We start from the raw sequence: 23401 nt of genomic DNA on the forward strand, positions 1-23401 counted from the left end.
GGACGAAAATCACATGACTTCAAACAGATGAAATTTGATGCCGTGCGGATTTTTGCCGAAATCTCCAGGCAGTTCGCCACGCATGGTCAAATCGCACCTCTTGTCTTGCATGAAAACATCCATCTCGTAGCCCCAGCCTCCGTAATTCAATCGATAGAGCCTGATTGAGGAATTTTCATCATCGGCACAAATTTCATCTTCTTCCAGAACGATATGGCTACCTATTGGAGGAGGTGCAAGCGAGGTGAAATCGTCTTTGCCTAGATAATTTTCCAATGCTTCAAAAGCCTCATCCACTTGCAGTGGCTGATACTGAAGTGGGCTTCAAGGGTTTTCAGATCTTGGTGAAAGAATGCGGTCGCCAGCAAGCGGATGGATTTCTCTGCGGTCTCCAGATTTAGTGGATGAAGATTTTGGGTTGTATTCATATGAATGGGCGGCTGCCATGTCTGCATCTTAAATAAAGATTGTAGAGCCATTGGTGTATATTATTTCAATATATGGCCCGTGGCTACCAATATTTGTTTTATTTTTCTAAGCTTCCTGTTACTACTTCTCGCCAGTACTTCAGATATTTCAGTGAAGTCATTTTCAACAGTCTTGGTGGAGATTTTTCTGTTTTTCATATCATCGATTATTGCGGCATTGGTTTCAAATGTAAGGGCTAGAGGGTTTTCATTGTGATATGAAAATCTACAAACGCATAGATCATTAATGATGAGTGCGCCATCGGAGTTTTTGTTGTCAAGGAATAATCTCGTGTTAGCTGGCTTATTAATCATCTTAAGGATGGTGGATAACCTGAATCCATAGAAATCAAGGCCGCTGCTCCATATTTTCCCTTTGAACGTGTATATCTTGAAGTTGATTCCCTGGTTTTTATTAACTATGGAATAATATTTCTCGAATAATTCATGGTCATTCGGATCTCCCTCTCTGGAAAACCCCGTGGATGCCAGGTCTTCTATGCTTTCTGTCACCGTTGCTGATGTTTCAACATTCAGACATATTTCTCCAAATAAATATTTGTTTAAAATAATGCTTATATTTGGGTAATCGATTGTCATAATGGAGGGGCTATGTATCCAACTGTATTGGCTTCAATAATGCATTTGCCTTTTGCAAAGGGAATCGTGTTGCAGAAAAGAAAGTCAGGCAATCGGCTTTGATTCTTAAGATATTCAGTCCCACAGTGAGATGCCACGACCAGTAGTTCAAGAGTAGGCCGTGGTGCGGCCCAGGCCCCTTGGCCCTGTTCGTCGGTGATCCAGTGGCGCACCGATCTGGTCGCACTGGTACCAGTAGGTGCTGTGCTCTTCGCCCGCTCCCTGAATGGTGGCCAGCGGCACAAAGCTCCCCGGCTCGTAAATATAGAGCGCCTGTCTTCTACCCCGCTGGCTGTGCATCATGAGGTCGCCATCCCAAAGGTAGTGGGTACTGCAGAAGGCATCGCTTTTGGCGACACATCGGCCCGTGGGGTCGTAGGCGTAGCGGGTGGCCGACGCCGTGGCGCGTGGTGTTCGTAGCGGCCGCACAGGTAGTCGCCACGGGCCACAAGCTGGCCTGCCGCTGCCGGTCCGAGTTTGTAAGGATTAATTTGATTATTGGGGCAGGCCTAACGAATTTACACATTCACCAAAGTCTAAGAAAATATCCTTCATCGAAAAGATCCCGATTAAAATTATTTCTTGCATCTTCAATATTTATTGAAATCCATTTCGCATTTAAATTAACGGTAGATTGGTTGTTAAATATGAATTTCGCAATGTTTGGAATAATGCAATCATTGGTTAATCTATTTTCAATAAAATTGAATAATATTTTTATATTATCTGCGCGTTCACTGTTTTCCTGAAAAAATCCGTTGCAACTTTGATGCGTCTTATCTGAAATAATTGCCGCATTAAAATTGCGGCCGTTAATGGTTGCGCGGATACTGCCGGAAAATATAGTTTCAGGTGGCTGAAATAATCCAACTTCAGCAAATCCTTTGTAATTTTTAGATTCTTGATTTATTTCTTCGAAATACAATAAGAAGGATGACATAATATTATTTATCGGTCGATCATGGATGTTGTATTCTTCAAGAAAATCTTCCAAACGCTGATCTTTTGAAGAACAACCGAGGAAATTAATTAGCGCTGAAGAAAATATGGAAGATGGGGGTTTCGTGATCTGAAGCGGTTTATCTGATTTTTAGCGAGCCAGATGACTGGATATGGATGCATAAATATTCTGCCTAATTAGAGGCAAAGTCCATGTTTTCTTTTGCCATTTGTAGGAACGCCAAGCTGAAAGAACTCCAATTTATCCTCTTCGAAAGCGACTGTCCATACAACTCCGTCAAGAAAATAATTATCAATCTCCGGCATTCTGCGCTTAAGTTGTCTCAGTTTTTTTTCTACCGCATCCCTGCTGTCATTTGCACTTAAACCATAAGGTAAATGTCCGGTGTAAATTTCATTCCTTCCGTCATCTCCAGATATTCGAATTTCAAGTTGACTAAATATGAATGCACCTTCGCTTTTGGGTGCTATCCCATTTCCTTTTGCATCGATTTCAAATGACATTGAAAGACCTTGTCCTTTTATAGGGATGAGCGTTTCCAATGACCGGCCTGTTTTCGGTCGACTCTTAATGCCATTTTTGGTTAAAAACTCGTCGAACGGTTCATGCGTGCTACTATGGCCTAAAAAAATCATCAGTTCTATTGCATTCATTTCTTTGCCTTTGTTTCGTTGGTGATGGCGTCCTGAATATATTGATCCCAATCCATGTTTCTCAAATCTTGCGCAATTTTGTCATAGGCATCCGTGCATTCAAGATCCTTGTTTTTCATAGCCTTGGAGATGGCATCTGTATTTCTTTTTACAGCTTCATTGAGGTTTCCCGCGTCCTGAGAGATTATTTCAGTAGTGTTTTATATCGCCAAGTTTGTCCTTCAGCATGAATATCTGGAGAAACAGCAATTGTGGGTGCATTGTTTCAGACAGATTTTCTGATTTCTGAAGCTTGAGCATCGCTAATTTTTACACCAGAAACCTTTAGTTCATTGATCTTGTCCGATAGCTGAGGGTGAGCGATGTTGATCTGGTGCAGGTGGCCCGAGCCATAGAACAGCCAGTGCAGGGTGCGGCCGTCAGGCATGCGGGTGTGGGTGCGGTTGCCCAGTTCGTCGTAGCCGTGCAAGAGACTGCGTTGCAGCTTGTGGCGGGCCGGGCCTGTGGCATTGCCCAAAGTCTGGAGAGTTTGGGTTTCGCTGAGCAACTGGCCCAGGGGGTCATAGGCAAAGAGCAGTCGGTGTAGGCCATAAGGCGGTCGGCTTCATCCCAGGCCAGGCGCTTGTAGCCGCCCTTGGCGTCAATGACTTCCACGGTGCGCCCCCGGGCGTCATGGCGGTAGCGCGTGGTGCGGCCCAGCGGGCCGGTGGCCTGCACAAGGTGGCCCCGGCTGTCGTATTCCTGCTGCCACTCGTGGCCCAGGGCTTCGCGAAGTGTGGCGACTAGGTCTCGCAGGCCGATGCGGCCTGTGGTGGCACCTGTGTCGTTTGCTCAATGAGCTGTTTTTGTTTTTATGAGAACTAGTGATAGCCAATTATTTTAAATCGGGATGCTTTAATTCGCGATGATCGTTGTTATTGAAAATAGTTATCTTTTGGGGACCTATGCATAGCAAGGTTTCTTTGTGAACCGAAATATCATCGCATTCCTTTATTTCTTTGATTTTATACAATTTAGACTTTTCTTTTTATAGTCCAAGGAAAAAAGTCCTTCATTGGAAGAGAAATATATTTTGTTCTGAAAAAAAACCATCTTGGTCAGAATCATGTTGTCATCATAATGACTTATGTCTTTGAAGCCATTCTTGAAATCACCTCGAAGTATGGCTCCGTTGAATCCGCATGCCCAGATAACTCCATCTGGGGCGCAGGAAATACTCATAATTATTTCGTCAGTTGAAATATCAACTTCACTCCACAATTTTCCATCAAAGTGATATATTCCATCTCTTCCAGCAGCGTAAATATTATCTTCTGAATAACCATCTATATCAGAAATATCATCACCTGTTTCAAGAGTATTTAGTGCTAAATTGGCCTTTGGGATCGGGCTTTGTTTTCTGAGCTTTCCTGCAATATCGCACCATCCATTTTTGCCGCGTTTATATATTTGGCCTCCACCTCCACATGCGTATAATGCACCATTTATTTCTTTTAAAGAATTCAAATATCCATATATTGGAAGTTCTTTGTCCACTCCTGCTTCTGCGATATTCTCGGTGCTCGCGCCACCAGGCCAATAAACTGATATCTCCCCATTCTTCGATAGAATTACATATTTTCTCCTGTCTCCCATTGCTTTGATTGAAGAGCAGATGCTAACTGTTGTGAAATTCGGCAAATCTAGATGTCTCCAAGGGTCTCCCGAAGATTGAGCATCATAAAAGAAAATCCTACTGAACTCTGCAGAATCATCGATTCCATCCGGCCTTGATGAAAACATATAGTAATCATCCTCAATCGCCAGACATTTATCAAAGGTTATGGGTGTTGATTTCATATGTGCTACGCTATCTCTGCGGACCTCCTTGAGTGGTTTTTCCTGGTCCAATTTTTGAGAAGTCTATTGGTATTTTACCGCTGGGGTCTGCTCGTACAATGGTGGTTGCATCCAGTCCTTTCGATTGATGAAAAATACGAAGATGAGCTTCTATTAAAATAGGATTGCATCCAGTTATTCTTCCAGCCGATATTGCGCCAGCGGCTTCAAGTACACCAAGTGATGCTGTGCCTGGAGGATTTCCAGCAAGCCCTGTTACCCGTTCCAATGGAACGTATATCGCATGAATCTTTCCGTGTTATTTCGATCTGGAGATATTTTCATCATCCACACAGATAACCAGACCTTCATCTTCTGTTATTCCATGCGGGTGAGAGCTTACTCTGTTGCCGGTTCGAAATGCCCGATCCAGAACTACGTGATGTCCTGTTCGGCCTCCCGCTTTGCAGGTTTCAGGTTTGTAGGAGAGCAATATGCATCTTGGATTACCTTTGTCTTTGCCGCCGACATTACTGTCAGCCTTTTTTTGGCTGCAGTTTCTTCAGCCTCTTTGGCTGATTTTTGTAATCCAGCTTCTGCCGCTTCGCGGCCGGCTTTCTTGCCTACGGCCTCTGTTGCCGCTGCTGCTGCCTTCTTCCCATACTTGGCTCCGGTGGCCGCCATCCCGTGCCCGGGATCATGGCTGCCGCGCTCAAGGCTGCGTTGACTTTATCGCCCTCGGCAATATATATCAAAGCCTTAATCCAGGCGAGGCTGCCGCGTTCCTAGGGTCTGCAAGGTGCGTGCAGAATTTGTAGGTTGCTTGTTCTTATGTCTTTCGCCTACGTAGGCTGCCCACCAACGAGGAAAGGCAACGTAATTGGTCGTTTGCTCAAATCTTATCTTGCAAATGGTGCAAAAAACGTAATTCTATACAGCTGCCAATCTATCAAGCTATAGACAATATGTACTCTATACGACGGAAGGTCCCAGATAAAATATCCAGTGTCTGAGGATGTGCCCTTTTTGTCAGGTGGTTGCCCCATGTGCTTCAAAATTTCCAACGGAGTATCATGAAAGCTGAGACCAAAGGGTAGTTGTCCTTGGAATCCATCGCTTTCCATATCTCCCGCTCTATTGAGACGGTAACCGGCAAAAAATGTTCCGTACTTGGGGAGTGGATTCGATTCTCTCCGGAAGTCCTCACCTTCTCTGAAATACAGACTGAGACCATAGTTCTTTATGTAGCGGAATACCTCCTCTGTATGATTGGCTTCATTTAGCGAGTCTTGATCCCAAATTATGGGTTTGAAGGCATCAGCCAATCTGAAATCATCAATTGCAAAACCCAGCGCTTGCGAAAGGTTGTGCGGACTGGGCATGCGATCTCTGATCGCGGAAGAAATATCCGGTGAATGATTGCCAATCATTCTCAGATCATAGATATTGGGTCTGCGGATATGAATTATGGCAATGGTTCCAGAGAGATGTACGTAGCTTATATTTATGTGCCAATCTGGGGTTACCCAAAGATCGGCGGATAGGTTATGAATAAACCTGGAGGCAATGGGTTTGCCTAGTTTTTGATGTACTAAGGTTTGGGTATCTGAAAAAACAAGGCCAAAAGGTAGAGTCCCCTGAAAACCACGATAGCTAGATACTCCTTGAGCATAGAACGCTACCTGTTTGAGAATAAAATCGCCGTCCATATGGATGGAGTTATCTTTGAAGATTCGATTATAGTTGTCTTGATTTTCATAGATCAACGCAATGCTATGCTTCTCGTTTTCTTCAATCTCGCTATTTCTTGCATTTATCGCTGCTGCTTCAGTATCCTCTTCGTATTCTTCGTCTTGCTCTGCAAGATGAGGTCGTTCAAAGATTCGATGCTCCTGAAGCCAAGCATCGAAAGAGGGATCATTGGGAGATTTTCCAATGAATAAAACGAGAATTTCTCCATCCATAGAATATGAGATCCTATTTAAGGTTGAGATTCTTTGCGTCGAATTTGTTAATCTTTCTTATTCTTATGGTTTCTATGCCTTTCCACTTGTTTTTATAGAATACGATAATTATGTGGTTGTCCTTTTGATACGCTTGAACAAGGTCTTCCTGATTCTTGCTGACTGATTTTCCCAATTTTTCTTCAACCTGTGATTTGTCCATTGCAAAAGCGAGGTTGAATGGATTTTCTTTTTCAAAGCCTTTATTTATGTCGAAGGATTCAAAAGTGAACCAGCCGTCCCCAATGGGTGGGGAAATATATTTTTCCTTGTATGAATCTGTGGGGTCAAATTCCATGGAAATCAATTTGTCTTTGGTTTTTATTCTTGTTGTTGAATCTCCCTTTGGCATCTTTTTTATGTCATTCTCGAGAAGAAATGACTCAAAATCATCACTTGTCGAAGTATGACCTAGGAAGGATAGCAATCTTTCGGTATTCATCATATTTCCTTATGTTGATGGTAATTTTGGTTTCACGGCTTTATGAGATAATGCCATGTCTTTGACATATTTATCAAAATCAAAATCCTTTAGCTCTTCCACTGATTGCATGTACTCTTCAAGGCATCCATGGTCTTTCCCTTCCATCGCTTTTCTAATGGCTTCTGTATCACGTTTGAAAGCGTCCTTCAGTCCTTTCGAGTCCCCCTGAATCAAAGGCTTGTTCTTGCTGCCATATGTTCGGCCCTCTTTGTGAATATCTTCAGGGACAGTGATGGTCGGCGCATTATTGTAGACTCGGTTGAGAACTGATTTTTGCTGCTTTTCTGACAGGCTGTCCCATATGCCTTTTTCGACCAATAGATCTTTTGCCGCTTGCTTAAGAGCTCCTCCGGACGGGACATGATCCGCATTCAGTTCTCCAAGTTTTTTAGGTGCCTTGTTGTAGGTCGATCTTTTACCGCAATCCTTGTGCTTCTTGGGCTTGCCTTTATCTTTTCCACCACCTTGCCCATCTGCCTTCTTTGCCGCAGCTTCTTCAGCCTCTTTGGCTGCTTTCTGTGATCCAGCTTCTGCCGCTTCGCGGCCGGCTTTCTTGCCTACAGCCTCTGTTGCCGCTGCTGCTGCCTTCTTCCCATACTTGGCCCCGGTGGCCGCCATCCCCGCGCCCGGGATCATGGCTGCCGCGCTCAAGGCAGCGTTGACTTTATCGCCCTCGGCAAGATAGATCAAAGCGTTGGCGCCGTCGGCAATTTCGCCTACGCCGGGGATGAGGCCCACGACATCCAGACCTGTGTGCACAACGTCGCTGCCCCAGCGCTGCCACCAGCTTTTTTCCTGGGCGACGGGCTTGATGGCGGGAGCCGTGGCTCCGTGGAGGTTGGGGGCCGTGTCGGGGATGACCAGTCCCGAGGTGTTGCCTATCGGCCCTGGAGAAGGGTAGGCGTTGGGCTTGACCTGTGCAGTTTGTGACTGCGCTGCAGGCAGTTGTTTTTTTCTGGTGGCCATGGCGCTTCAGGGCTTCTTCCAGTTCATCCACATCTTGTCGCCGGTGCGCACGATGGCCCGGCCATTGACGTAGACGGTCTTGCTGTGGTCAATGTCGTGGCTGATGCGCATATTGGTCTGGCTGACCACGCCCTTGCCTTGTCCGGGTTCATCGCCCATGACGTTGTCGACATAGCTCTGGTTGTGAAGGTAGACAGGCTTGCCTTGCAGGAAGACGTTGGGAGAGCACTGCCTGCTCTGGTTCATCTGGTGCGTGATGGGGTAGGGCACCGGGACGCCGTTCTTGCTCGGTGTCAGGCATACATCTGGGGTGAGCGAAACGATGCGAAACCGCCCGTCCTTGGATGCGATGTTTTCGTCAGCCACGGCGTGCCTCCTGAGGTTTCGCGCGTTCGCTGGCTGCGCGCTGCATTTCGGCATCCAGTTCCATGCCTGTGCCTTTGGGCCAGGTGCCCAACTCCAGCTGCCTGACATCTGTCTTGGCGCTGATGATTGCCCGCCTGACGGTAGTCACAGTGCCGGTCGCCAAATCCAGGATCACCGTGTCTATGTTCATGGGCGCAAACATCACCACGCCCACATTCAGGCGTACCAGCAGTTGCAGCTCCTGCGTGGGTAGCTTGAAGCGGAAAATGCCCTGGTATTTTTCGGCTGGAATGAGGTTCAGGAGCATGACCTCTTCGCCACCCTGCGGGTAGTCGATCTGCTGGTCTTCCGGCGCACAGTTCCAGTAGCGGTAGTCATGATCCAAAGGACTTTTGGGCCACTGGGATTGCTTCCATGCGTCGTCATGCGTCCCGGCTAGGGAAACCCGAGGACTCCACCAGCGTCCGATGGCGCCCACGCCTACGACCGGATAGTCCTGCTGTCCGTCATAAGGCTGGTTCAAGGCCTCAATCTGCGGCGCTGCGTAGTGCTGCGCGGACTGGGGCTGCTGCTGTGTGTGGGTTTCCAGTTTCGCAATGGCTTTGTCGGCGTCGTGGACCGCCTCGGGAAGCCTGCCGCAACCAATCGGATTGGGCGTGTAGAAGGCGGGGAGCGCGTCATGCGCCTGTTGGGCGATCTCGCGTTGGGACTTTGTGATCCTGACGTCGTCCCTGTCATCCAGAAACTCCTGCAGAAGTTGCTCCTGGCGAATGACATTGGGGCCCCCGAAGGCCAGCTCATAGCACAGCGGCACCTGAGTGACCGGTTTCGGGGCGCCGGGACGCAGCGCTCCGAGGCTGGTCAGAGAGCGCTCGAATTGCCGCGGTCCGGTGACCTGAAGCGTTTTGATGATGCTGTCTGCAAACCTGAAGCCGGCCGGCCACCGCTCATGAGGCTTGCCGTCTGGCGTATATGCAAAGGCATTGGTGAGGATGACATCGCACTTTGGCTTGTAAGGAGCAAGATCGCTTTCCTGCAGCACGCTGCTGATGTTCACGTTTGCGTAGAACTCGTCTGCGGTGCAAAGCGGTGTCTGTTGCTCGGGCGGCAGGACAGTGGGCTCTATGAGATCGCCATTCTTCTGTACCGCGCGCAGCGTGTAGGAGATGCGGCTGACCATGACGTGAAAGATCTCGCCATGTGGGTCCACATGCTGGAAGTACTGGCTGGGCCAGGGCGTGTGGTTGACCACCTCCGGCAAGGGGGCGGACTCCACCGGACTGGGCATTGCGTGGGAAGGGCGCTCCATTCGGGACTCCTCAGTTCAGGTCAATACGCTTGGAGTCGAGGCCGATGTGCTTGCTGCCGACCACGTCGATGTTCTTGCCATTGATGGTGATCGTGCCGTCGCTTTTCATTACCAAGCTGGCAGCGCCCACGGTGATTGAGAGCTCGTCGCCGGCCTGAATGGCGTAGCGCTTTCCTACCGTGGTCTGCTGGTTGCCCTGGACCCTGACGGAACGGTCCACCAGCACCGTCGTGCTCTGGCTCAGCCCCACATTCACCACCATGGCCGCGCCCACATTGACGTTGTAGGCGGCGCCGATGTTCACCATCTTGGCCAGGCCCACGTTCTGCATGTAGGCCAGTCCGATGGTCTCTGTCTTGAAGCTGCCCACCTTGATCGACCAGTTGTTGCCGATCTTGTCCTTCTCGTTGCGGCCTATGGTCTTGCTGCGGTTCTTGCCGATGGAGATGTTCTCGTCGATGCCGACGTCTTCATTTCGGTTGTCGCCGATGCTGATCTTCTCGTTGTGGTCCACCCGCTCCGTGCGGTTGTTGTGCACGGTGATGGTCTCGTCGCGGTCCACGGTCTCCGTTCGGTCGCGGTGGATGACGTTGGTTTCATCCCGGTCGATGGTCTTGCGCCGGTCGTTGCCCACCCATTTGTCCTCGTCGTTCTCGACTTCGGTGAGCTGGTCCTTTTGCGCATGCAGCCACAGCTGTTCGGCGCCCGCCTTGTCCTCGAAGCGGATGGCGTTGGCGTCGCCCTGGCCGTTCTTCAGGCCCGCGCCCGGTGCGCCACCCTTGCTGGATCTGGTCTTGATGCCCGATTGCGTGGCGTTGGCCGGCAGTGCCCAGGGCGGCATGTTGGAGGCGTTGTAGACGCAGCCCATGACGATGGGGTAGTCCGGGTCGCCGTTGAGGAAGTCCACGATGACTTCCATGCCGATGCGCGGGATGTGCACCGCGCCAAAGCCCGGCCCGGCCCAGCTGGTGGCCACGCGCATCCAGCAGCTGGAGTTCTCGTTCATGCCGCCGATGCGGTCCCAGTGGAACTGCACCTTGACGCGGCCGTACTGGTCGCACCAGATCTCTTCGCCTGCGGGGCCCACGACGACGGCGGTCTGCGGGCCCGTGGTGCGCGGCTTGGCGGTAATGCGCTCGGGTTTGAAGGGCAGGCTGGTGGGCTGGGCCTGGAGCACGAATTTCTGGATCGAGCCCTCGCCGCTGCCTCCGTCGCTGACGCGCGGGTTTTCTTCGAAGGCGTAGTCCACGGCCGTGACCAGGTAGGCCTGGTTCTGGTCGCCGCGCGGGTAGTTGTCCAGCGTGAAGGTGTAGCCCGGCGCCATGGCGCGGTGGTTGGAGCTGCCCTGCACCGTGCTCTGGCGCGTGAGGCTTTGCTGCAGGCGCACGCGGATGTAGTCCTCGCCGTCGCCGGTTTCGGTGTAGCCGCCCGGCCATTCGTAGATTTCGTAGGCGTCGTGCGCATGGCCGGGCGGGTTGCGGCGCATGTTGGACAGCTCGGCGCGGGGCTTCTTGAAGTCGTAGTCGTCGTTGTAGTGCCGGCCGGGCTTGACGCGCTGGTGCAGTTCCCAGGCGTGTATGCATTCCTCGCGCGCCACGGCGGCCTTGCCGGGCGGGTGGAAGGGGATGACGGCGCCGCCCTGCAGCGGGTCGTGCGAGGCGACGATGTCGTCGCCCAATGTCAGCACATGCTGGCCCGCGCTGTGCTGGTGGTAGTAGCAGATGCCCTCGTGCTCCATGAGGCGCGAGACGAACTGGAAGTCCGTCTCGTTGTACTGCACGCAGTACTCCCAGGTGCGGTAGGAGCGCGTCAGGCGCTGCTGCGTGGGGTGGCCGTAGATGCCCAGGACCTCGTTGATGATGTCCGGCACGGTCTTGTTCTGGAAGATGCGAAAGTCGCTGCGGCGCGTGGCCAGCCACAGCCAGGGCGACAGGCGCGCGCGGTACAGGAAGTTGCGGTGCTCGTCCTGGCCGCGCATGCCAAACGCCGTGACCAAACCATCGATGTAGCGTTTGCCGCCGTCCTGGGTCTCCACCACCACGGTGGCGCCCTTGCCCAGCAGGGCCTTGGGATCGATGCTGTCGCTTTCGCTGAGCAGGTCGATCTCCAGTGCGAACAGATGGCTGATTTCCTCGCGACCCTGCAGCCGGCGCAGCTGCAGCTGGTCTGCCAGGGGGGTGTTGATGGTGACTCTGCGTGTCATGGTGTCGGATCTCGCGGTGCTTGGGGTGGAAGAGGGGTCGGGGCTTCAGGCCTGGATGGCGGGGCCTGCGTGCGCCGGTCGATGAAGGGCTTGCATGGGGTGGCTTGAAGGTCCTCTGCTGCTAGCGGGCTGCGTACACCAGCCCAGGACGGGCGCCGTCGGCGTCATCCTGGGCGTCATCCATGACAGGGTCGCTGTCGAAGGGCTGGCCCAGCGCAATGAACTGGTAGTTGCCGCGCCTGTCGGTGAAAACCGCCAGGCCGCCCGGCGTCAGGGCTACGTTGAACCAGTCGTTGTCGGTTCTGGGCTGGTCCGGGCCCAGCGAGCCTGGCCGGCTCCGGGCCAGCACGCTGCCGGCCAGGCTCGCCTGGCTCAACACCCGGGTCTGCCGGCCATCCGCGCCATACAGCCGTAGCTCCCCGGTGGCTTCGACCTTGCGCAGGCCCGCGCCCAGAGGGACGGAGCGTTTCAGGCTGGCCAGCACGAACCGGCCGCCCGGCGCCAGGTGCAGGTCGGGCGGGATGTCGTTGCCACCGCTGCGGAACTCGGCCAGGTGCACGATGCGCGCCTCGGCGCCCAGTGCCAGCGCAGCGCCCATGCCGCGCTGCCTGGGCAAGGCATAGGTCAACAGCACATTGCCTGCCGACCATGCCTGGGCGCTGGTCCAGGCCAGCGCATCCGCTGCCGCCCAGGTCCGGGCCTGCGTGGCCATGGCGGCGGCCGGATCCTTGTCCTGGGGCAGCACGGCCAGGGTTCCGTCAGCGGCGCGGGCCAGGCGGGGCAATGCATCGAAGCTGCCCAGATTGCGCGCTTGCTGCAGCGTCCAGCCCGGCAGGGCGAAGGTCAGCAGCTGGTAGGGCTTGCGACCGTCCGCATCGGGGTCCAGCCGGCTGCTGGCGACGATGTTCACCACCCCGTCACTGCTGTCCTGCGCATCCTGCGTGACGACAGGGCGGGCAAGGCAGCCGCCAGGTCGAACTCCTGGCCGTGGCAGCGCCGCAATGGCCGCAGGGCTGCCGCTGCGCTCTGACAGTTGAAAACTGCCTGTCTTGGCCTGGTTCTTCAGATCGAGTCGATCCACCCGGCCATTGCAGTACACGGCATACAGATAGCGGTACTGGCTGCGGTCGGTGGGATCTGCGGGATCGAATGCCTTGGCCGCAACTGGCGTAGCGAGGGCAACCCGCATCTGGTCGGTGCTGGACGAGCAGCCCGCTGCCAGCGCGCTGGCAGCCATGACTGCGCAAGTCACGAAACGGGCGGGGGTCAGGTGCGGTGGCATGGCGGCAAGGGCTTGTGGGTCTAGCGCGACGCCTGCGCGGTGCGGCTGCGATCCAGATGGAGCACGGCGGCGTCCAGCAGCGGGTCGCCGCCGGCCTGGACGGAGGCGGTGAAGGCCGCGTCCACGGGCACGCGCAGGCGCGGGGTCACGCCTTGGGCTTGTGTTGCGGTGTTGTTGCCGCCAGCGGGGCCGGTTTCTGCGAGCAGGGGGACTTGCACGATGAAGCCAGCTGGCAGGTGCACGCGCGTGGCGGGGCCGGTGGCGCCGGCCGTGGCGCTGGTGGCGACGATGTCGGCACGCTGGCTGTGCTGCAGCCAGGCGGCGAACAGTTCGCAGGGGCCTGCGCAGCCGGGGCTGGTGAGCACGGCGACGGGGGCCGTGAAGGGCGTGCCCGAGGCGGCCAGCGGCAGCTGGGCCGGCAGGCCCAGGCCGCCGCGGCTGCGCCAGACGCGGGCGGCGGGATCGAACAGGCGCTGGGCGGCGTCCTGCATGCGCAGCGGCTTGTCGCGCGTGTAGAGCGAGGCCAGCATGTGGGGCACCAGCTGGTAGGCGTCATCGCCCCGGTGGGCGCGCAGGTCGATGACCAGGCCCGTGACCCTGGCCTGGGTGGCTGCGGCCAGGGCGCCCTCCCAGCGGTTGAGCTGGCCGGTGGCGCCGTCGGCAAAGCTGTCGAGGGCGATGTAGGCCAGGTTGCCGCCCTGGGCGCTGCGCAGCAGGAAGGAGGCGAGGGCGGGCTCGGCCGCAGGCAGGGCCGTGGTGGCGGCTGCGGCGGCGTCCAGGCGCAGGGTCTGCTCCTGGCTGGCCGGGGGCGCGCCCGCTGCGGTGCGCAGGCTCAGCGTGGCGGGCGTGCCCAGGTCCAGCGCGAGCAGGTCGGCGCGGCGGGCGTCGGCACCGGCGCGCAGCGAGGCGGGGGCAATGCGGTCCAGGTAGCGTGCCGGGCTTTCCCCTTCGATGGCGAGGATGTCGCTGCCGGGCTGCAGGCCCGCCTTGGCGGCGGCTGAGCCTGGCGCCACGCTGGTGATGGCGATGCGGCCGTCCTCGCGCAGCCAGGTGCGCGGCATGGGCAGGTTGACGCTGCCGCGTGCCAGCAGCTGCGGCGACAGGCCACGGTCTGTGCGGGCAGGCCAGGCCTGGCCGCCGGGCAGCAGAACGCGGTATTGGCCATCGCCCAGGCGCTGGCCCATTTCTGCCAGGGCCTGGGCCTGTGCGGCGCTGTCGCCGCGCTCTGCGGCGGTCTGCAGGCGCTGGCCGTAGTCGGCACGCAGCTTGCCGGCATCAAAGCCGCTGGCAGCGGCCAGCGGGTGGCGCTCGGCAATGAGGCCGATGAGGGCCTGGGCCGCATCGCCTGCGCCCAGGCGGGACAGGTCGATGTCCTGCGCGGGCTGGACAGCATGGAAGGCCAGGGCGATTTCCCGGGCACGGTCGAAGCGCAGGCCCTGCGGCTCCAGCGTGACCACGGTGTAGCCGCGCGGCAAGGTGACCATGGGGTCGTCGGCGGTGAACAGGCGCCCGTCGGCGCCAAAGCCGGAAGGGAAGCGCTGCGTGGCATCGCTGGCCCAGACCAGCAGCTTGCCGCCCGTGGGCTCCAGGATGTCGCCGCTTTGGCGCGGCCATTCGGTGCGCACCGAGCTGGCGCGCAGCATGGCGTGCTGCTCTATGGCGTCCAGGCTGCGCCGCCCCGCGCGCTGGGGCACGTCGGCGTGGACGGACAGGGCGAAGATGCGCACGCCCCGGCCACCGGGGCGCGCGCGGCCGGTGGACAGGTCATAGGTCGTGCCTTCGGGGTCGCTGGGCAGTTCGATGGCCACGCCGGTGCTGTCGCCGCGCGGCAGGGCCAGCCATTGCGACTTGGCCGGCGCCACATGGGCGGCCTGGCGCTGCACGAGGTACGGCCCCTGGTCCATGAGCGCGACCACGGCCTGGCCGCGCCGGGCGCTGTCCGTCCAGGCGTCGCCCAGCACGGCCATGACGCGGCGTGGGCCGCCCTGGTCGTCCTGCACGGGGGCGGCGCCGGAGGGCGGCGACTGTGCCGCCTCGGGCTGGGCCTGGTTGCGGTCCCACCAGGCACGGGCCTCGCTGGCGGCACCGGTGGCCGCGTTGGTGGCCGTGCTGGCTGCGCTGCGGCCGGCCTCCAGCGCCTGCTGCCCGGCCGTGGCGGCGCCCGAGGCCCGCTGCACGGTGTCGGCAGCTTGTCCGATGGCGCCCAGGTCCAGCGCCTGCGCGGCCGGGGCGGCCAGCAGCGCGGCGGCAATCACTGCCGTGGTGGCGCGTGGAAGACGGCGCCCGCTCATGCGGGCTCCGCAGCGCGGGTGCGCACGTCCAGCGTGAAGTCGTCGCCGCTGGCGCCGGCGTGCAGGCTTTGCAGTTCCTGGCCTTCCACGGTGGCCTGCAGGAAGTGGGTGGCCATGCGCGGCAGCAGGTTCTGGGTGAGGATGCCATCCACCATGCGCGCGCCGGACTCGACCTCGCTGCAGCGGCGGCGCACCAGGTCCACAGCGGCTTCGTCGAAGCTGAACTGTGCGCCGTGGCGCTCCTCGATGCGCCGCTGTATGCGCAGCATCTGCAGCCGGATGATCTGCTCCAGCATGGCGTCGGAGATGGGGTAGTAGGGCACCACCGTCAGGCGGCCCAGCAGCGCGGCGGGAAAGGTCTGCAGCAGCGGCTGGCGCACGGCCTGGGCCAGGCCTTCCGGCGTGGGCGCCAGGTCCGGGTCGCGGCACATGTTGGCGATCAGGTCCGAGCCCACGTTGGAGGTCAGGATGATGACGGTGTTCTTGAAGTCGATGTAGCGGCCTTCGCCGTCTTCCATCCAGCCCTTGTCGAAGACCTGGAAGAACATCTCGTGCACGTCGGAGTGGGCCTTCTCGATTTCGTCGAGCAGGACCACGCTGTAGGGGCGGCGGCGCACGGCCTCGGTGAGCACGCCGCCTTCGCCGTAGCCCACGTAGCCCGGTGGCGCGCCCTTGAGGGTGGAGACGGTGTGCGCCTCCTGGAACTCGCTCATGTTGATGGTGATGAGGTTTTGCTCGCCGCCATACAGGGCTTCGGCCAGGGACAGCGCCGTCTCGGTCTTGCCCACGCCCGAGGGGCCGGCCAGCAGGAACACGCCGATGGGCTTGCCCGGGTCGTCCAGCCGCGCGCGCGATGTCTGGATGCGGCGCGTGATGGCCTCCAGGCCGTGGCGCTGGCCGATGACGCGCTTCTCCAGCGTGTCTGCCAGCGAGAGCACGGACTGCACCTCGTCGCGCACCATGCGGCCCACGGGAATGCCGGTCCACTCGGCCACGACGGCGGCGACCACGCCGGCATCGACCACGGGCTGCAGCAGCGGGGCATCGCCCTGCAGCTCGGCGAGCTGGCGGCGCAGCGCTTCCAGCGAGGCCACGCTGGGGGGCTCGGCAGGTTCGGTTGCGGTGGCTTCGGCGGCCGTTTCCGGTGCCGCAGCGGACGGGTCTGCGGCGGCGCCGGTGGAGAAGACGGGCGGCTTCAGGCCCATGAGGGCGGCCTCGGTTTCCAGGATGCGGCGGGCCAGCGCGCTTTCCTGGCCAAAGCGCTCGGCCAGCGTGGCCTGGCGCTCGCGCAGGCTGGCCAGGTCGGTTTCCAGCGCCTGCAGGCGCTCGGCCGTGGGCAGGCCGAGGGCGGCCTCGCGCAGCAGCACTTCCTGCTCCACGCCCAGGGCCTCGATGCGGCGCTGCACGGCTTCCAGCTGGGCGGGCGTGGCATGCAGGGCCATGGCCACGCGCGAGCAGGCCGTGTCCAGCAGGCTGACGGCCTTGTCGGGCAGCTGGCGCGAGGGAATGTAGCGGTGCGACAGGCTGACGGCCGCGGCCACCGCGTCTGCGGCAATGCGCACCTGGTGGTGGTTTTCCAGCTTGGCGGCCACGCCGCGCAGCATGTCCACGGCGCGGGGCTCGTCGGGCTCGTGCACCTGAACGAGCTGGAAGCGGCGGGTCAGGGCCGGGTCTTTTTCGATGTATTTCTTGTACTCGGCCCAGGTGGTGGCGCCGATGGTGCGCAGCGTGCCGCGCGCCAGGGCGGGCTTGAGCAGGTTGGCGGCATCGCCCGTACCGGCCTGGCCGCCCGCGCCCACCAGGGTGTGGACTTCGTCGATGAAGAGCACGATGGGCGTGGTGCTGGACTGCACGGCGTCCAGCAGGCCGCGCAGGCGGTTCTCGAACTCGCCCTTCATGCTGGCGCCTGCCTGCAGCAGGCCCACGTCCAGCACGCGCAGCTCCACGCCCTGCAGCGGCGGCGGCACGTCGCCCTGGGCGATGCGCAGGGCCAGGCCTTCGACCACGGCGGTCTTGCCCACGCCGGCCTCGCCCACCAGGATGGGGTTGTTCTGGCGGCGGCGCAGCAGGATGTCCACCATCTGGCGTACTTCGTCGTCGCGGCCCGTGACCGGGTCCAGCTCGCCCGCCTTGGCGCGGGCCGTCAGGTCCACGGTGTACTGCTGCAGCGCGCCGCCCTGGCCTGGCGCGGCGCCGGTGGCCTGGCTGGCTTCGCCCGGCGTGCCTTCCAGCCCGCTGCCGTCGGCCGCGCGCATGCGTGCCTCGGGCGAGTCGGGCAGCAGGCGGGCGAAGGCATCGCTGAGCGCGGGCTCGGAGATCTTGTCGAATTCGCGCGAGATGGAGCGCAGCTCATTGGCCAGCGAGCGCGTGCGCACCATGCCCGACAGCAGATAGGCACTGCGGATCTGGCTGTCGTTGAACATCAGCGTGGCATAGACCCAGCCGCGCTCGATGGCGGTCTCTATGTGCTCGGAGAAGTCGCTGATCGAGGTGGCGCCGCGCGGCAACTGGTCCAGGCGGCGCAGCACATCGGCGGCCAGGCGGTCGGAGGCGATGTCGAAGTGGCGCAGGATGCGGATCAGGTCGCAATCGTTTTCCTGCAGCAGCTGGTGCAGCCAGTGCACCAGCTCCACATAGGGATTGCCGCGCAGCTTGCAGAACACGGTGGCGCCTTCCAGCGACTTGAACAGCAGCGGGTTGAGCTTGCCGAAGAGGGATTGGCGGCTGATTTCTGTCATGGGTCTTGGGTGCGGAAAAAGAGTGGATGAATGGGGGCCGGGAATGCCGGCTAGCGGAGGGGGCGGACTTCGACCTTGCGGCCCTTGGCCTGGCACTGCGCCAGCAGCCGGTCGACCCAGGCGCGTTCGACGAGGAAGCTGCTGCCGGTGATTTCCTGCGCCGTTTCACGGACGTCGGTGGCGAGGTGGATGGCCTTGGCTTCGGACAAGGCATCGCCATCCCATTGCGCTTCATCCGGCGATGGTTTGGCGGTGAAGCGGCGCTGTCCCAGATTGGCGATCTGGCCACCTTCGAGCCAGACCATCCAGACCGACGATCGCGCAGGGACTGCGCTGCGGTTGTGCTGTTGCACGAAGCAAAAGCGCTGGAGGGCTGCAGGCTTTCCGGGGCCAGTCGATGCCTGGTGGCTCTTCAAATGGATACGCAGGGCGGCTGGAGAAGGAGTCAGGGATTGCGCCGGACGCGAGAAATCGGAGGCCCGCCCGCTTTCAGGCACTGCCAGCAAAGGCAGGGCCGATCCCGCCAGGGTGGCCAGCAGACACCTTGCGAGCAGGCGACGGCCTTGCCTGAAACGGCATGGCCCGGGAAAGCGGTTGCGTCCGATATGCGGCATGCGGCTATCGGGCAGGAGTCACTTTGATGGTGCGGCCCTTGGCCTTGCACTGCGCCAGCAGTCTGTTCACCCAGGCGCGTTCGACGAGGAAGCTGCTACCGTAGATTTCCTGGGCCGTTTCCCGCACGTCGGTCGCGAGCTTGATGGATTTCATTCTTGCCAGGCTTTCACCATCCGCTTTGGCGTCTTCTTTCGTCAGCGTTTTGGGCGAATAGAGATGCCAGCCCATATTGACGATCTCGCCGCCATTGAGCCAGACCATCCACACGTTCGGTTCGGGATCGGACGGATGGTCGGGACGCTGCTGCACGAAGCAAAAGGTATTGCTCTGGCGGGCTCTTTGGGTTTGCCAGACTTCATCCTTGAACTTCAGGTATTGCCGCAGCGCAGTCATGGACGCGACTCTTTCCTGCGCAGGCCGAGAGTAGTCGGCAGCCGTCGGCTCGGTTTGCTGGCTGCTGATTTCAGCCGGCGATGCTGGTGGCTGCGATGATTCGGAGGCTTGGGCACCCATCAAGCAGGCGCTCACTGCAATGGCAGTGGCAAGGCTGGCCATTGGGAAATGGCGATACGGTTTCAACGTGCTTGATCCAGTATGGGTTGGTGACATGGAGTGGCCTCCTTGGTTTTCGATGTTTTTGGGGATCAGTCGCGTTTGCGCAGCCGGGCATGTGTGTAGAACATATTTCTAGCCAGCGCGGCGTGCTGAATGAAGTCGGCACCGGGAGAGCTGGATTTCGCAGTTCTCCAGGCGAACAGGCCTGTGGGGGTTGGGTCTGGCGGCACCGCGCCGGTGGCAACGTCCAGGGCCGCCTGCACAAAGTCCAGATAGGCCTTGCGTTTGGGATGCAGGCCGTTGTTGGCGTTGTCCACATAGTCGCGGAGGTTCTTGGCAATGTCGGGACCCAGCTTCGGATAGACGTTGAAGCCATGGAATTGGACCGATCCCCGGTCATCCGCCATGACGATGTCCTCGACGCTGGTGGCACCGCGGGCCATGAAGTCTTCAGGCTTTCCGCTTTTCAAGCGGTTCTCGATGACTCGGCGCATCCATTGCATTCCGGTTTTCACGTTGTCGAGATTCCAGGCCAGTGAGGTGTCGCCCGGCGAGACGCTTTCCGCCAAGAACAGCCTTGCCAGCATCCCCTCCGTCGTGCTCTCCGCAGGCAGCGAAATGCTTTTCTCCACCTGCACGGTGATGGCTGCGGGCATGACGCTGAGCCCGGTTCCTTGCACCGCCACGATGCTGAGCTTGGTGAGCCCGGGCTGCTGCGCCACGAAGTCGAATTGCCAGCTGTCGGCGCGGGCGTTGTGTACGGGGGGCTGGGCCGCAAGAATGCTGGGCGCATCGATCCTGGCGCCCAGCTTGTAGGTCTTGGCGACGGCCTCGATCTTGACGCGCAGGCGGTTGCCTTCGACCAGCGTCAGCGTGGAAGGGACCGGGGCGTTGTGCGGGAACTTGATCTGTACGGTGGGCATGTGTGCGAGCAGGGAAGTGGTGATTCAGTGGTTCGGTGATTCAGTGGTTCGAGGACTGGGGCCGGGGCCGGGGCCGGGGCGCCGGCCCCGCACGGGCTGGCGGCGCTGGCGCAGCCAGGCTTCGGGGTCCAGGCGGAAGTCGCGCGCGTCCTGGGCGGGCTCGGCGTGGGTGAGCCAGGTGGTCCAGCCCAGCTGGGTGCTGCTGCCCAGTCGGGCGGCAGGCACTTCCTGGCGGCGCAGCACCAGCACGTAGTCCCAGGCGAATTCGATGCCCAGGTAGTTGCGCACCCAGTCCACCAGGGTCTGGAACAGTGCGGCCTGGGGCAGCAGCTGCTGGTATTGCGCCAGGCCCAGCGGGCCGAGCACCAGGCGGAACTTGCTTTGCGCATCGGGCACGCGCGAGCCCACGACGGCGTCCACGCCCAGCCGCGAGTTGCAGGGGCGGCCCTGCAGCCGGGTCTGCTGCTCGGGCTCCAGCTCCAGGTGGTGCAGGCAGTTTTCTTCCAGCTTCACGGGAATCTGGAAGTAGTGCGACAGGGCCTGGCACAGGCCTTCGGGGTTGCGCGTCCAGCGGGTCAGATGGCCGGCCATGAAGCGCTTGGCGTGGTCTGGCACGTGGTCGCGCGCGCGCTGGCTGGGCAGGCCGGCGCCTATGAAACTGTCTATGTAGCGGCCAAAGGGGTCTTCGCCCGGGCGGTCCAGCGATGCGGTGGGCTGTGCGTCCGACCAGGCGCGGAACAGCAGCAGCAGCATGCGGTGGTGAAAGATGTCGGAAAAGCGTGCCAGCGTGGCGTCGTCATGCTGGCGCAGGCGCTCGCGCACGTATTCGGTGATGTGCGTGGGCAGCGGGCCGTTGGGGCCGTAGAGGCCGAAGTTCCAGACCGTCATGCGCTCGGGCTCGCCGGCGCGCGAGGGCAGGATTTCTGCAATGGTGGCGGGGGCGAAGGCCAGCGACGGGTCCTGGCCCAGGCGCAGCGGCTCGTCCTTGGGGCGCGTGGCCTGGCCCAGGCGCGGCAGCGCGGGATGGCGTGCCTGCAGGTAGCGCAGGCTGTGCATCAGGTCGAACTGGTAGGGCTTGGCGCTCAGGCGCTGCCAGAACAGGCGCGCCCGGGCGTCGTCGGGCCCGGCGGCCTGCACGGGCGCACGCGCGGGCGCCGGCACTGGAGCCGGAGCCGGAGCCGGAGCCGCCGACTGGAGGTGTTCCGGTTCGGGCAGGGGGGCGTGGGCGGCGTTGCTCATATGCCGGGCCTTTGTCCGGGGCGCGGAGTCCAGCGCGCGACGGGGCCGCGCTGGCGCGAGTGCAGCTGCAGCTCGGTGAAGCTGTTGACGCCCACATGGCGGGCGAAGAATCGCTCCAGCACATTCGACAGGGGCCAGGGGCTGACGCCGGCCATGGCCGGCTCGTCCACGCTCAGGTGTACGCCCACGCCGCGGCCGTAGACCAGCTGGCGGTGCTGGGGCAGGCGGCGCGTGATGGGTTCGATGCGCATGCCCTGGATGGCGGCGATCTGCCCGGCCAGCTGGTGGTTGCCCAGGTCCAGGTACAGGCGCAGCAGCTCCTGCAGCGTGGCCGCGCCTTCCTCGTCGGACAGATCGGTCATGGCCAGGTAGTTCAGGCTCAGGTGGGAGATCAATCGCCAGGTCAGGCCTCCGTCGGCCACGGCGGGGATGGGCGCGCTGGGGCCGGCGATGGCGCGGGCCCATTCCACGGGCGCCGACTCCTGCAGCGCAAAGTCGCCGCCCGGCTGGTTGACGCGCATGAGCAGGGGCAGGTCGCGGTTGGTGCACAGGGTGTGCATGGACAGCTGCTTGAGGTCGTCGGAGAACGGGGCCTCGCGCTGGTCCACCAGGGAGATGAAGACTTCCGAGCCCAGGTACTGCGTGCGCGGGCCGCTGCGCAGGCTGCGCTCGGAAAACAGCCGGGGCTCGCGCCGCGTGGTGAAGTAGGCCTGCTCGGTGGAGTGCAGGCCGTGCGTGGATGCGTACAGCGGCGCGAATTCGCGGTCCTGGGTCTTGCCTTCATGGTGGCCGGTAACGGCCTGCACGCCGTAGACCTCGAAGTCCAGCGGCCGCGTGCGGTCGGGAATGACGTGGTACTCGTGCACGTTGGAGGCCACATGCAGGCGGTCCGCCGTGTACTCGAACAGGTTGATGGCCGGAATGCAGTGCATCAGCAGCTTGGCCGCGTCGATCTGCGGCTCCAGCGTGGGCGCGGCGCGGCGCAGCAGCACGGTGATGCCCACGCCGTCATGGGCAATGCGGCGCATGCTGCGCGACAGGCCGTTGATCGAGAAAAACCGCTGCCGGGCGGGAAACGCAAAGTACTCGTGCAGCAGACGGTGGCCCTGGAAGGCGCGGTGCGAATAGGGAATCAGCGCCTGCTCGCTGTCATGGCCTTCGGCGCGCAGTGCATCGGGCTGCAGCACGTCCCAGACCTGGCGCGGGTCCTGCGGGTGGTGGACCACGATGGCCAGCGTCTGCGTGTGGATGAGTTCCTGCAGGTGGGAGGCGACGACATCGCCCGCATGGATGTAGACCCACAGCTGGTCCATCGCCAGCTGCATGCACTGCGAGGCGTCCAGCGTGGCCAGCTGCAGGCGCAGGTGGCCGCCGGCCTCGCCCAGCTGGGGCACGAGGGCATGGGGCAGGTCCAGCGCCGGGCCGCCCAGGCGCGCCTGGCGTATCTCCAGCGGCCACAGCGTCAGCGGCCCGCCGGTGCGGAATTCGCAGATGGTCTGCTCTTCCTGTGACTTGTGGGTGCGCAGCACGCTGCCAGAGGGCAGGGTGAAGCCGTCCACGAGGTTGCCTTCCTTGGCGCTGGGCTTGAGCTGGACTACCACCATGGATGGCGTGGGCGCCAGGTAGTGGGGGCAGACCATCTCCATCATGCGCTGGGACAGGCGCGGAAACTCCGCATCCATCTTCAGCTGGATGCGCGCGCTCAGAAAGCTGAAGCCTTCCAGCAGGCGCTCCACATAGGGGTCGGCCACATCGGTGTCGTGCAGGGAAAGGCGGCCCGCCACCTTGGGGAAGGCGGCGGCGAACTCGGCGCCCAGCTCGCGCAGATAGGCCAGTTCGCGGTTGTAGTACTCGACGAGGCGGGGATTCATGGTGTGGGTGGCGGCGTC

Annotated in this window: 21 protein-coding genes; 1 reads left to right on the forward strand and 20 read right to left on the reverse strand. The window is 59.9% G+C overall.

Annotation, left to right across the window (positions count from 1 at the left end; all coding sequences use genetic code 11):
• Positions 1-9: 9 nt before the first annotated feature.
• From A4F85_RS31010 to A4F85_RS30330, 6 genes are all read right to left on the reverse strand, one after another.
• Positions 10-297 (reverse strand): hypothetical protein, encoded by a 288-nt coding sequence (locus A4F85_RS31010; protein WP_231890457.1) that lies wholly within the window; start codon positions 295-297, stop codon positions 10-12.
• A gap of 191 nt (positions 298-488) precedes the next feature.
• Positions 489-1067, reverse strand: coding sequence for a hypothetical protein (locus A4F85_RS30310; RefSeq protein WP_156516948.1), 579 nt, complete (start codon positions 1065-1067; stop codon positions 489-491).
• Positions 1068-1632: 565 nt separating this feature from the next.
• The gene (locus tag A4F85_RS30315; RefSeq protein WP_156516949.1) at positions 1633-2100 is read right to left on the reverse strand and encodes a hypothetical protein; all 468 of its coding nucleotides are present in this window, start codon (positions 2098-2100) and stop codon (positions 1633-1635) included.
• A gap of 143 nt (positions 2101-2243) precedes the next feature.
• Entirely contained in the window at positions 2244-2720 is a 477-nt protein-coding gene (locus A4F85_RS29310; RefSeq protein ID WP_082848128.1) for a hypothetical protein, read from the reverse strand.
• Positions 2721-2985: 265 nt separating this feature from the next.
• Positions 2986-3267 carry a hypothetical protein gene (locus tag A4F85_RS31015; protein WP_231890458.1) on the reverse strand — a complete coding sequence of 94 codons (282 nt, stop codon included), beginning with the start codon at positions 3265-3267 and terminating at the stop codon, positions 2986-2988.
• 443 nt (positions 3268-3710) lie between these two features.
• Positions 3711-4559: a hypothetical protein gene (locus tag A4F85_RS30330; protein ID WP_156516950.1), complete on the reverse strand. Its 849-nt coding sequence runs from the start codon at positions 4557-4559 to the stop codon at positions 3711-3713.
• Between the two features lie 283 nt (positions 4560-4842).
• On the opposite strand from A4F85_RS30330, the gene A4F85_RS30335 reads away from it, so the two are divergent.
• Positions 4843-5265: a hypothetical protein gene (locus tag A4F85_RS30335; RefSeq protein ID WP_156516951.1), complete on the forward strand. Its 423-nt coding sequence runs from the start codon at positions 4843-4845 to the stop codon at positions 5263-5265.
• Between the two features lie 172 nt (positions 5266-5437).
• Here A4F85_RS30335 and A4F85_RS30340 read toward each other — a convergent pair whose 3' ends face one another.
• From A4F85_RS30340 to tssF, 14 genes are all read right to left on the reverse strand, one after another.
• Positions 5438-6502, reverse strand: coding sequence for a hypothetical protein (locus A4F85_RS30340; RefSeq protein ID WP_156516952.1), 1065 nt, complete (start codon positions 6500-6502; stop codon positions 5438-5440).
• Between the two features lie 13 nt (positions 6503-6515).
• Complete coding sequence (locus tag A4F85_RS30345; protein WP_156516953.1) at positions 6516-6983, reverse strand: hypothetical protein; 468 nt, start codon at positions 6981-6983, stop codon at positions 6516-6518.
• A gap of 9 nt (positions 6984-6992) precedes the next feature.
• Positions 6993-7991, reverse strand: coding sequence for a hypothetical protein (locus A4F85_RS29325; RefSeq protein WP_082848130.1), 999 nt, complete (start codon positions 7989-7991; stop codon positions 6993-6995).
• Positions 7992-7997: 6 nt separating this feature from the next.
• Positions 7998-8357: a DUF4150 domain-containing protein gene (locus A4F85_RS06270; protein WP_012205695.1), complete on the reverse strand. Its 360-nt coding sequence runs from the start codon at positions 8355-8357 to the stop codon at positions 7998-8000.
• A complete protein-coding gene (locus A4F85_RS06275; RefSeq protein ID WP_063326037.1) occupies positions 8350-9666 on the reverse strand; it encodes a DUF2169 family type VI secretion system accessory protein in 1317 nt (438 codons plus the stop codon). Before A4F85_RS06275 ends, A4F85_RS06270 begins: the two co-directional genes overlap by 8 nt.
• 10 nt (positions 9667-9676) lie before the next feature.
• Positions 9677-11869 (reverse strand): type VI secretion system Vgr family protein, encoded by a 2193-nt coding sequence (locus A4F85_RS06280; RefSeq protein ID WP_063326038.1) that lies wholly within the window; start codon positions 11867-11869, stop codon positions 9677-9679.
• A 121-nt stretch (positions 11870-11990) separates the two neighbouring features.
• Entirely contained in the window at positions 11991-13106 is a 1116-nt protein-coding gene (locus A4F85_RS06285) for a hypothetical protein (protein ID WP_231890459.1), read from the reverse strand.
• 65 nt (positions 13107-13171) lie between these two features.
• A complete protein-coding gene (locus tag A4F85_RS06290; RefSeq protein WP_063326040.1) occupies positions 13172-15442 on the reverse strand; it encodes a S41 family peptidase in 2271 nt (756 codons plus the stop codon).
• On the reverse strand, positions 15439-18180 hold the full coding sequence (gene tssH, locus A4F85_RS06295) for a type VI secretion system ATPase TssH (protein WP_063326041.1): 2742 nt from the start codon (positions 18178-18180) through the stop codon (positions 15439-15441). Before tssH ends, A4F85_RS06290 begins: the two co-directional genes overlap by 4 nt.
• A 50-nt stretch (positions 18181-18230) precedes the next feature.
• Entirely contained in the window at positions 18231-18794 is a 564-nt protein-coding gene (locus A4F85_RS06300; protein ID WP_063326042.1) for a hypothetical protein, read from the reverse strand.
• Positions 18795-18798: 4 nt separating this feature from the next.
• Complete coding sequence (locus A4F85_RS06305) at positions 18799-19404, reverse strand: hypothetical protein (protein WP_231890460.1); 606 nt, start codon at positions 19402-19404, stop codon at positions 18799-18801.
• A 35-nt stretch (positions 19405-19439) separates the two neighbouring features.
• A complete protein-coding gene (locus tag A4F85_RS06310; RefSeq protein WP_012205686.1) occupies positions 19440-20273 on the reverse strand; it encodes a hypothetical protein in 834 nt (277 codons plus the stop codon).
• Between the two features lie 24 nt (positions 20274-20297).
• Positions 20298-21512 carry a type VI secretion system baseplate subunit TssG gene (gene tssG / locus A4F85_RS06315; protein WP_063326044.1) on the reverse strand — a complete coding sequence of 405 codons (1215 nt, stop codon included), beginning with the start codon at positions 21510-21512 and terminating at the stop codon, positions 20298-20300.
• A complete protein-coding gene (gene tssF / locus A4F85_RS06320; RefSeq protein WP_012205684.1) occupies positions 21509-23383 on the reverse strand; it encodes a type VI secretion system baseplate subunit TssF in 1875 nt (624 codons plus the stop codon). Before tssF ends, tssG begins: the two co-directional genes overlap by 4 nt.
• Positions 23384-23401: the final 18 nt, after the last annotated feature.

This window comes from Delftia sp. GW456-R20 (assembly GCF_001622915.1).
Lineage (GTDB): Bacteria > Pseudomonadota > Gammaproteobacteria > Burkholderiales > Burkholderiaceae_C > Comamonas > Comamonas acidovorans.

Coding starts and splice junctions, on each gene's coding strand:
- A4F85_RS30310 (WP_156516948.1), bottom strand. CDS start 1,067: ATGACAATCGATTACCCAAATATAAGCATTATTTTAAACAAATATTTA.
- A4F85_RS29310 (WP_082848128.1), bottom strand. CDS start 2,720: ATGAATGCAATAGAACTGATGATTTTTTTAGGCCATAGTAGCACGCAT.
- A4F85_RS30330 (WP_156516950.1), bottom strand. CDS start 4,559: ATGAAATCAACACCCATAACCTTTGATAAATGTCTGGCGATTGAGGAT.
- A4F85_RS30335 (WP_156516951.1), top strand. CDS start 4,843: ATGAATCTTTCCGTGTTATTTCGATCTGGAGATATTTTCATCATCCAC.
- A4F85_RS30340 (WP_156516952.1), bottom strand. CDS start 6,502: ATGGATGGAGAAATTCTCGTTTTATTCATTGGAAAATCTCCCAATGAT.
- A4F85_RS30345 (WP_156516953.1), bottom strand. CDS start 6,983: ATGAATACCGAAAGATTGCTATCCTTCCTAGGTCATACTTCGACAAGT.
- A4F85_RS29325 (WP_082848130.1), bottom strand. CDS start 7,991: ATGGCCACCAGAAAAAAACAACTGCCTGCAGCGCAGTCACAAACTGCA.
- A4F85_RS06275 (WP_063326037.1), bottom strand. CDS start 9,666: ATGGAGCGCCCTTCCCACGCAATGCCCAGTCCGGTGGAGTCCGCCCCC.
- A4F85_RS06280 (WP_063326038.1), bottom strand. CDS start 11,869: ATGACACGCAGAGTCACCATCAACACCCCCCTGGCAGACCAGCTGCAG.
- A4F85_RS06285 (WP_231890459.1), bottom strand. CDS start 13,106: ATGGCTGCCAGCGCGCTGGCAGCGGGCTGCTCGTCCAGCACCGACCAG.
- A4F85_RS06290 (WP_063326040.1), bottom strand. CDS start 15,442: ATGAGCGGGCGCCGTCTTCCACGCGCCACCACGGCAGTGATTGCCGCC.
- tssH (WP_063326041.1), bottom strand. CDS start 18,180: ATGACAGAAATCAGCCGCCAATCCCTCTTCGGCAAGCTCAACCCGCTG.
- A4F85_RS06300 (WP_063326042.1), bottom strand. CDS start 18,794: ATGCCGCATATCGGACGCAACCGCTTTCCCGGGCCATGCCGTTTCAGG.
- A4F85_RS06305 (WP_231890460.1), bottom strand. CDS start 19,404: ATGTCACCAACCCATACTGGATCAAGCACGTTGAAACCGTATCGCCAT.
- A4F85_RS06310 (WP_012205686.1), bottom strand. CDS start 20,273: ATGCCCACCGTACAGATCAAGTTCCCGCACAACGCCCCGGTCCCTTCC.
- tssG (WP_063326044.1), bottom strand. CDS start 21,512: ATGAGCAACGCCGCCCACGCCCCCCTGCCCGAACCGGAACACCTCCAG.
- tssF (WP_012205684.1), bottom strand. CDS start 23,383: ATGAATCCCCGCCTCGTCGAGTACTACAACCGCGAACTGGCCTATCTG.